Below are 8,254 nucleotides of genomic sequence, written 5' to 3'. Positions count from 1 at the left end.
CGATCTGGGCGGCCGCGCTGCGGGCCGCGGATCATGCCGGCGCGCCGCGGTGGCTGCACGGGGACCCGCACCCGCACAACACCATCGTGCACCGCGCAGCCACCGGGTACCGCTTCGCGGCCCTCGTGGATTTCGGGGATCTGTGCGCCGGGGATCCGGCCTCGGACTTGGGCATGCTGTGGCTGCATTTCGGGTCTACCGCACGAACCCGGGCCCTGGAACGCTACGGGGTGAGCGACGGGGAGGACCTGTGGCACCGTGCGCGGAGCTGGGCGTTGCGCTACGGCCTGCTCCTCTGCCAGCTCGACCCGGGGGACCCCTTGGGGCGCATCGGGCGGGAAAGCCTGGACCTGCTGCTCTCCGCCGGCCGATAGCTGGATTCGCCGCTTGCGCCAACCGAGAATCACGAACGTGACTTGTAATGATCTGCCCAGGCACCGCGGGGCACCGGTCCTGCGGTGCCGCGGCGGGCCGGTGGTCAATTGTTACCGGCGGCAAAGTGGGGAGCGCAAAGGGTGGCACAATGATGAAAGTTCGCTATCACATCGCGTGCAGAAAAACACGTTCCCTCGAAAGGCCCCGGTGAAATGAGTCGAAAAACGGATCCGGTGCGCGCGCAGAATTTTTCCGCACTCCTGCAGCAGGTTTTCGCCGCGCCCGGCAGCTCCCGCAAGGAGGTCGCCGACGCCATTAGGGCCGTGGGTGACCTTGGCGCCCAGTCGCTGCGCTCCGACGGCAGCAGCCAGAGCGTGCCGCCGCTGGACGCGGACCTAGTCAACTACTTCGAGGCCAACCAGCAGTCGGTTAGCGTGTAGCGGACCCCGGGGTGCTGACCAGTTGCCGCACCGTGGCCTTGATCGCGGAAATCACCGTGTGAATAGTGCTGCGGTGCAGATGCTCGGAGCGAAGCAACAAGTCGATTTGTCGCCCCAGTCTCACCCCCTGCACCGGGCGTAAAGTCACCGCATTACCCATGGTGCGCCGTGCCGTGTAGCGCGGCAGAATCCCCAGGCAGCCGCTGGCCCCAACCAGCGCCGCAGCAGTGGAATAGTCGTTGACCCGGTGCTCCGCCTTCGCCTCGGCGCCGCCCAGCGCGGCAATCACCTCCAACACGTCAGCGGGTGAATATCCGCTACGCGAGACAACCCACGGCTCTCCGACGACCTGCTGCGGGGTCAGCTGGTCAAACTGCGCCAACCGGTGCTCACGGTGCATGGCCACATCCAGGGGTTCGAAGGCCAGCGGGATCACCGCAATATTCGAGGGCCACCGTTCGGTGTGCGGCATCCGGTGGGCCAGCACAAGATCGTAGCTGGACGTCAGCGCCGGAAACTGCGGCTGCGAAACATCTTCGTCGAAGAACTGCAGCTTCGGCATTCGGGAATCTTCCAAGGCCAGCAACGGGGCAAAAATGGTCTGCCCAATCGAATGGAAACCGGCAATCCTGATTGGCCGATCCTGCTCGTGCTGCTCGGTTTCAATTTGCGCCGTCGCCGAGGCCAGCGTGGAAGCCACGTCGGCGGCCGCCGAAGCCAGGATCTGTCCGGCATCGGTCAACACCAGGGCGCGTCCGGACTTTTTCGTCAGTGGAACATCGAACTGGCGCTGCAGCTGGGCCAGGTGCTGTGAGATCGCCGAGGGGGAGACGAACAGCGATTTGGCCACGGCATTGACGCTGCCCAGATCCCCGAGCTCGCGCAGAATGCGCAACTGATGCAATTCCATAAGTAGATGCTAAATCAACAATTCAGAAAATCAGCGTATGACTAATGTGTCATTGCTCGGCATGACCTGCAACACTTGAATTGATCCGACATGCTGCGCCCCGGCGGGTGCCCGGAACCGAAGGTAGAACACGATGAAAGCACTGTACAAGGCCAATCCCGAGGCAGGTCTGGAACTTGTCGACCGGCCTGAACCGGAAACCGGTGTCCACGACGTCAAGATTCGGGTGATGACCACCGGAATCTGCGGCACCGACCTGCACATCGAGGCCTACGATGACGCGGCCAAATCCATGATCAACACACCACTGATCCCGGGCCATGAATTCTATGGCGAGGTCGTGGAGGTCGGCTCCTTCGTGCATGGCGTCCAGATCGGGGACCGGGTCTCGGGCGAAGGGCACATTGTCTGCGGGCTGTGCCGCAACTGCCGCGCCGGCCGCCGCCAAATGTGCATCAACGTCAGCTCCGTGGGCGTGCAGCGCGACGGCGCGTTCGCCGAATACGTGGTCATCCCCGAAAGCAATGTCTGGGTTCACCAGGACGAGAAGATCACCCCGCTGCTGGGCGCCATCTTCGACCCCTTCGGCAATGCGGTGCACACCGCCCTGCAGTTTCCGATGGTGGGCGACGACGTGCTGATCACCGGCGCTGGGCCCATCGGACTCATGGCGGTGGCGGTGGCCCGCCACGTCGGTGCCCGCCGCATCGCCATCACCGATGTCTCCGAACAGCGGCTGGAACTGGCCGCCGCCATGGGCGCAGACCTCGCGGTGAACGTCAGCGAGTCGCGCATCGCCCAGGCGCAGCAGCAGCTGGGCCTGCTGGAAGGCTTTGATTTCGGCATGGAAATGTCCGGGCATTCCTCGGCACTGCCGGAAATGATCAACAACATGAACCACGGCGGCAAGATCTGCATGCTCGGACTGCCCAGCGCCCCCATCGACATCGACTGGGGAAAGGTGGTGACCCATATGCTGACCCTGAAGGGAATCTACGGCCGCGAGATGTACGAGACCTGGTACGCGATGAGCGCCATGCTCACCAGCTCGGATCTCATGCGCGAGCGGATTTCTTCGGTGGTTACCGATTTCCTTCCCGCCTCCCAATGGCAGGACGGGTTCGCCGCGGCCAAGGCCGGACAGGGCGGAAAAGTAGTACTTGACTGGACCGTTTTCTAGGAGCGAGACAATGTACACGGATATGAAAGAGCAGCTGGCAACCGAACTGCAGGAGCTGCGCGAGTCGGGACTCTACAAGGCTGAACGCCATATTGATTCGCCGCAGTCGGCGCGCATCCAGGCCGGGGCCCTGGGCGATGAGGCGCGCGAGGTGCTGAACTTCTGCGCGAACAACTATCTGGGGTTGGCCGATGATGAACGGATCATCGCAGCCGCCAAGCAGGCCCTGGACGAGCGAGGTTTCGGAATGGCCTCGGTGCGCTTCATTTGCGGCACGCAGGATATCCACTTGGAGCTGGAGCAGCGGCTGTCGGCCTTTTTGGGCACCGATGACACCATCTTGTTCTCCAGCTGCTTCGACGCCAACGGGGGAGTGTTCGAATCCCTGTTTGGGGCCCAGGACGCCATCATCTCCGATGCGTTGAACCACGCCTCGATTATTGACGGCATCCGCCTGTCCAAGGCAGCCCGCTTCCGCTACGCCAACCGGGACATGGCTGACCTGGAGAAGCAGCTGCAGGCCGCCGCGCAGCTGAACGACGGAGCCGGTGCACGTCGCACCATCATCGTCACCGATGGGGTGTTCTCCATGGATGGCTACCTGGCGCCGCTGGAACAGATCTGCGACCTGGCGGATCAGTACGGTGCGCTGGTGATGGTTGATGACTCGCATGCCGTGGGCTTCATGGGCCGCACCGGCGCCGGCACCCCGGAGCACGCCGGGGTTTCTGAGCGCGTGGACATCTACACCGGCACCTTTGGCAAGGCCTTGGGCGGGGCTTCGGGCGGCTATGTCGCAGGACGGGCGGAAATCGTGGAGATGCTGCGCCAAAAGGCCCGCCCCTACCTGTTCTCCAATTCCCTGGCCCCCTCGATTGTGTCGGCCACCCTCACCGCCCTGGAGCTGGTGGAAGGTTCAGGACAGCTGCGCGAGAAGCTGGAAGACAACGCGAAGCTGTTCCGCACCAAGATGGCCGAGGCCGGCTTCGAGCTGCTTGACGGCGAGCACGCGATCATCCCGGTGATGTTCGGCGACGCCGTGCTGGCCGGCCGCATCGCGGCACAGATGCTCGAGCGCGGGGTCTTTGTCACCGCCTTCAGCTACCCGGTGGTCCCCAAGGGCCAGGCGCGCATCCGCGTGCAGCTCTCGGCGGCGCACTCGGCCGAGGACATCGAGCGTTGCGTGCAGGCGTTCATCGATTCCCGACAGGCCGTCACCCAGGACGCATAGTCCCCGCCTATGTCTGGGATCTCGGATGCATGTCGCTGACCGGGCCTGCTCCCGGTCCATCCGATCCGATACGGTCTAACCAACGGTGTCCAGCCTCCGGCCGGGCACCGTTGGAGTCGTTTCAGGACGTGGAAGGGGAACTTGTGGCAAGCCTGCTGCTGACAAATATTGCCCAACTCAATACCGTCGATGCCGACGGGACGGTTCTTGCCGATGCCGCGGTATTGATCGAAAACGGTCTCATCGCCTGGACCGGCCCGGCCGGGCAGGCCCCTGAGCCCGAGGAGACCCACGACCTGGGCGGGCGCACAGTGCTTCCCGGATGGGTTGATTCGCACAGCCACTTGATCTTCGGCGGCGATCGGGCCGATGAATTCGTTGCCCGGATGGCGGGGCAGGACTATGCGGCCGGCGGCATTGCCGTGACCACCTCCGCCACCCGTTCCCTGGACGACCAGCAGCTGGCGACCGCGGTGCGTGAACGTCGGGCCGGAGCCTTGTCCATGGGTACCACCTGGATGGAAACCAAAACGGGGTACGGCTTGGACGTGGCCGAGGAAGCCCGCCATGCCCGCATCGCCCGTCCGCTGGTGGAACAGTTAACGTTCCTGGGAGCCCATCTGGTGCCAGCCGGTTGGGACGCGGAGCAGTACACGCAGACCGTCGCCGGTCCGATGCTGGACGAGGTGGCCGGGGATGTTGACTTCGTCGACGTCTTCTGTGAACGAGGTGCCTTCACCGAGGAGCAAGCACGCCAGGTGCTGCAGGCGGCCACGCACCGGGGAATCGCCACCAAGGTCCATGGCAACCAACTCGGCCCGGGTCCTGGAGTCGGATTGGCCGTTGAATTTGGCAGCCGGTCGGTGGACCATGTGAACTACCTGGACCGGCAGGACGTCGCCGCGCTCGCAGGCAGCTGGGCCCACTGGGAACAGGCAACCCGTACCGGACGGCCCGGGGTGGTGGCCACCTGCCTGCCGGCCTGCGATCTGTCCACCCGCCAACCCCTGGCCCGGGGACGCGACTTGCTCGACGCCGGGGCTGTGATCGCGTTGGCTAGCAACTGCAATCCGGGCACCAGCTACACCAGCAACATGAACTTCGTGGTGGCCACGGCCGTCCTGCAGATGCACCTGAGCCTGCCCGAGGCGCTGGAGGCGGCCACATATGGCGGGGCGTTGGCCCTCGGCGTCCAGGACCACGTCGGCTCCATCGAAGTGGGCAAGCGGGCTGACCTGCATGTGCTCGATGCCCCGTCCGCGGCGCATTTGGCCTACCGCCCGGGCATGCCACTGACCTACGCGGTCTACCAGGCGGGGCAACGACGCGTCTGATCCTCGCATCGCAAGCTCCTTAGATGTTGTCCCAGTAGGTGTTGCGCTGCGGGGTTTGGGTGGGGTCGATGTGCTTTGGCATGATCACGTGGGGCAGTCCCTTGTAGTTGACGACCTTAATGATCCCGGCCTGCTCCGCAGTGTGGTCATTGCGGCACATCAGCGACCCGGAACCGATCCTGGTCCGGCACCCGCCCTTCCAACCCCCGCCCTCGAAATGGTGGACGTCGCAGTTTTCCGGTGGTTCGGTGCACCCGGGAACGATGCAGCCCTTGTCCCGGCAGATGATCCCATCGCGGAGGTAGTCGGGGTAGAAGCGGCTGGCCCTGCCCAGATCCAATATCTGGCTCTCACCGCCAAACACTACCGGGATGATGTCGGCTTCAGTTAGCAGTCGTCGCAGCTCGCCCGGAGTGAGCCTCACGCCGTGCGTGGTGATTCCATGGGCCGTCGCCAGATCCCGCAGGTCATCGAGCTGCATGAAGACCATGAGCTGCGGTCGGATGGCCTTGGTCTTGGCGGTTCCTGAACCATTCTGCCGAATGAGGGTCATCATCGCGTTCATTCGCCGCATGGGGACGGGAACCTGCAGATCGATCTGTTCGGCCGGCGAAAGGCCCTCGATATTCTCCGGAATCTGGGCACCAGTTGGCCCGGACGCAGACCCGGTTTCCCCGGTTTCGTCCACCGCCCACGGGGGAGGGGGATCGGTGGGCTGCAGCCAGCTGGGTGTTTGCGTGCCGTCCACTGCCGGATTCGCTTCCCGTCCGGCCAAGTTCTCTTCATCCGGCTGCCGGGTGCGGGCTGCGGCACCTGCCTTGGTCCGGGGATTGTCGGCCTGCGCCACCAGGGACCGCATGAAGCCGGCATCGGAGCCGCGCACCCGCAGGACGTACTCGTCGACCCCGTTGATGCTGCGGCGTTTGAACAACCCCAGTTCCGGGGTGGCGGCCTCGGCGTTTTCCTCCTTGTACTTCTTGACCAGTTCGTTCACCTGCTTCTTCGCGGTGCGCGGCTCATTGCCCTCCAGGATCTGCACCGCGCGTTCTTCCAGCGACGGCCCATCTTGCTGCCGGGCGGCAGGCGGCAAGGGGGCTCCCTCGCCGATGGTGTCCTTGGGCTCCAGCCTGTTCAGGCTGCGGGCCGTTTGGAGGGTCGCGCGCGGATCAACCGCGAGATCCTGGTAGGTGGTGCCCAACTGCTCGAAACGCGGTGTGGTGATCGTTCCGGCAATGGTGACCCGCCCGATGACCAGGTGCGCGTCATTGAGCATGCCCTCGGCCTCGAAATAGGTGATTCGCAACCAGGCGGCCAGGAAATCCGCCGTGGTCTTGTAGCAGGGCCGGCCGGTGGCATACCTGGCGGGCCGCGAGTAGTCGGTCCTGCCCTCGCGCAGGTCGTCGTACTCTTCCAGGTCCAGTGTGTGAGCACCGGTGGCTTCGGCCAGCAGGGCCAGCTCCAGCCGGGCGCGGCTGATGCGGTGCGAGAGGCTTTCAACTATGCTGCCCATTTCGGCGGCAACGCGCGGGTCGGAACGGTGGGCGGCCGCCTGCAGCACGTTGTCCAGGATTTCCAGATTCAGCCGTGCCGTTTCGGCCAGCACTTGCCCCGATAATCGGGAACCGCCGGCCGCAGCGGCCCGGCGCAGCGCCTCCATTGCGGAGGCCAGGGAGATGGTGTTCATGGCCCCAGTTTCGGTGCCGACCAACGTCGGGGCTTCCAAGAAGCGGCGGATTGGGGATAAACGCCTTCCGGCTCCGCAAGAGACGTGGCGGGATTAGGCAGGCGGTGCCGGGCGAGGGCGGCGGTGCCTCAGTGGTGTTCGGGAGTAGCGGGATGAGCCGGCGAGCCCCGGTGCACGCCAAGAGCGGAATTCATGTCATGTTCGCCGAAATCCGGCGGCGTGTGACCGGCTTCATGATAGACAAGGACTATGGCTACTACTGCAATTGATGGAAACCCAGTCCAGACCGTAGGCGAGCTGCCGGCCGTTGGCGCCAAGGCTCCCGAATTCACCCTGACCGGCACCGATCTTCAGGACGTGACCAGCGCGTCCCTGGCCGGCCGCCGCGTCGTGCTGAACATCTTCCCGTCGGTGGACACCGGCGTCTGCGCCGCCAGCGTGCGCCGCTTCAACGAACTGGCCTCGGGCCTGGAGAACACCACCGTGGTGTGCGCCTCCAAGGACCTGCCGATGGCCCTGGGCCGCTTCTGCGGTGCCGAGGGCCTGGAGAACGTGGTCGCCGCCTCGGCGTTCCGTTCCAGCTTCGGCGAGGACTACGGCGTTACCCAGGCCGATGGCCCGCTGCGCGGCCTGCTGGCCCGCACCGTGATCATCCTGGACGAGGAGGGCAAGGTGATCTACAGCCAGCTGGTTCCGGAGATCAAGACCGAACCGGACTACGACGCCGCGATCGCCGCGCTGAGCTAAGCCCGGCAGCCAAGGAAACCGGCGCCCACACCCCTGTGCTTCAGGGGCGTGGGCGCCGGTTCGCGTTAATCGGTGCGCGGCGGCCGTCGGCCGCGGCAGGGGGGCGTGCTTAGAGCGGTCGTCCGTGGCGGAAGACCTGAAGCAGCTCCAGGTCCTGGTCGACCACCAGCACATCGGCGCTCCGTCCGCTGCGCAGGGCACCGGCGGTGTCCTCTAGGCCCAGCAACCGGGCCGGGACCGCCGTCGCGGAGAGCAGTGCCTGCTCCAGCGGCACCCCACCGGCCACCGCCCGGCGCACGACATCCAGCAGGGTGGCGGTGCCCCCGGCCAGCGAGCCGTCCGAGCTGAGCCGG

At 65.2% G+C, this 8,254-nt stretch carries 9 protein-coding genes; 6 read left to right on the top strand and 3 right to left on the bottom strand.

Translation table 11 applies throughout. The features are described from left to right. On the top strand, positions 1-374 hold a 374-nt coding region (locus tag RCJ92_RS13995), incomplete at its 5' end, for a phosphotransferase (protein WP_446754867.1). A 213-nt stretch (positions 375-587) separates the two neighbouring features. Further along, entirely contained in the window at positions 588-815 is a 228-nt protein-coding gene (locus tag RCJ92_RS13990; protein WP_446754866.1) for a hypothetical protein, read from the top strand. Here RCJ92_RS13990 and RCJ92_RS13985 read toward each other — a convergent pair. Next, a complete protein-coding gene (locus RCJ92_RS13985; protein WP_446754865.1) occupies positions 805-1,725 on the bottom strand; it encodes a LysR family transcriptional regulator in 921 nt (306 codons plus the stop codon). The two genes, RCJ92_RS13990 and RCJ92_RS13985, sit on opposite strands and share 11 nt — an antisense overlap. A gap of 133 nt (positions 1,726-1,858) precedes the next feature. Here RCJ92_RS13985 and tdh point away from each other — a divergent pair, with 133 nt between their 5' ends. From tdh to hutI, 3 genes are all read left to right on the top strand, one after another. Then, entirely contained in the window at positions 1,859-2,905 is a 1,047-nt protein-coding gene (tdh, locus tag RCJ92_RS13980) for an L-threonine 3-dehydrogenase (protein ID WP_138925794.1), read from the top strand. 10 nt (positions 2,906-2,915) lie between these two features. Then, positions 2,916-4,136: a glycine C-acetyltransferase gene (locus tag RCJ92_RS13975; RefSeq protein WP_446754864.1), complete on the top strand. Its 1,221-nt coding sequence runs from the start codon at positions 2,916-2,918 to the stop codon at positions 4,134-4,136. Positions 4,137-4,279: 143 nt separating this feature from the next. Continuing rightward, complete coding sequence (gene hutI, locus RCJ92_RS13970; RefSeq protein WP_446754868.1) at positions 4,280-5,470, top strand: imidazolonepropionase; 1,191 nt, start codon at positions 4,280-4,282, stop codon at positions 5,468-5,470. Between the two features lie 19 nt (positions 5,471-5,489). Here hutI and RCJ92_RS13965 read toward each other — a convergent pair whose 3' ends face one another. Continuing rightward, complete coding sequence (locus RCJ92_RS13965) at positions 5,490-7,154, bottom strand: HNH endonuclease signature motif containing protein (protein ID WP_446754863.1); 1,665 nt, start codon at positions 7,152-7,154, stop codon at positions 5,490-5,492. Positions 7,155-7,403: 249 nt separating this feature from the next. Between RCJ92_RS13965 and tpx the strand changes: the two genes are divergently transcribed. Continuing rightward, entirely contained in the window at positions 7,404-7,901 is a 498-nt protein-coding gene (tpx, locus tag RCJ92_RS13960) for a thiol peroxidase (protein ID WP_138175265.1), read from the top strand. A gap of 109 nt (positions 7,902-8,010) precedes the next feature. Here tpx and RCJ92_RS13955 read toward each other — a convergent pair. Next, positions 8,011-8,254 (bottom strand): amidohydrolase family protein (locus tag RCJ92_RS13955; protein ID WP_446754862.1); only part of this gene is annotated, 244 nt, incomplete at its 5' end.

The sequence above is a fragment of the Glutamicibacter sp. BSL13 genome (genome assembly GCF_052928425.1).
The sequence above is the reverse complement of the archived record's forward strand: the minus strand, read 5'-3'. Positions and strand labels throughout refer to the sequence as shown.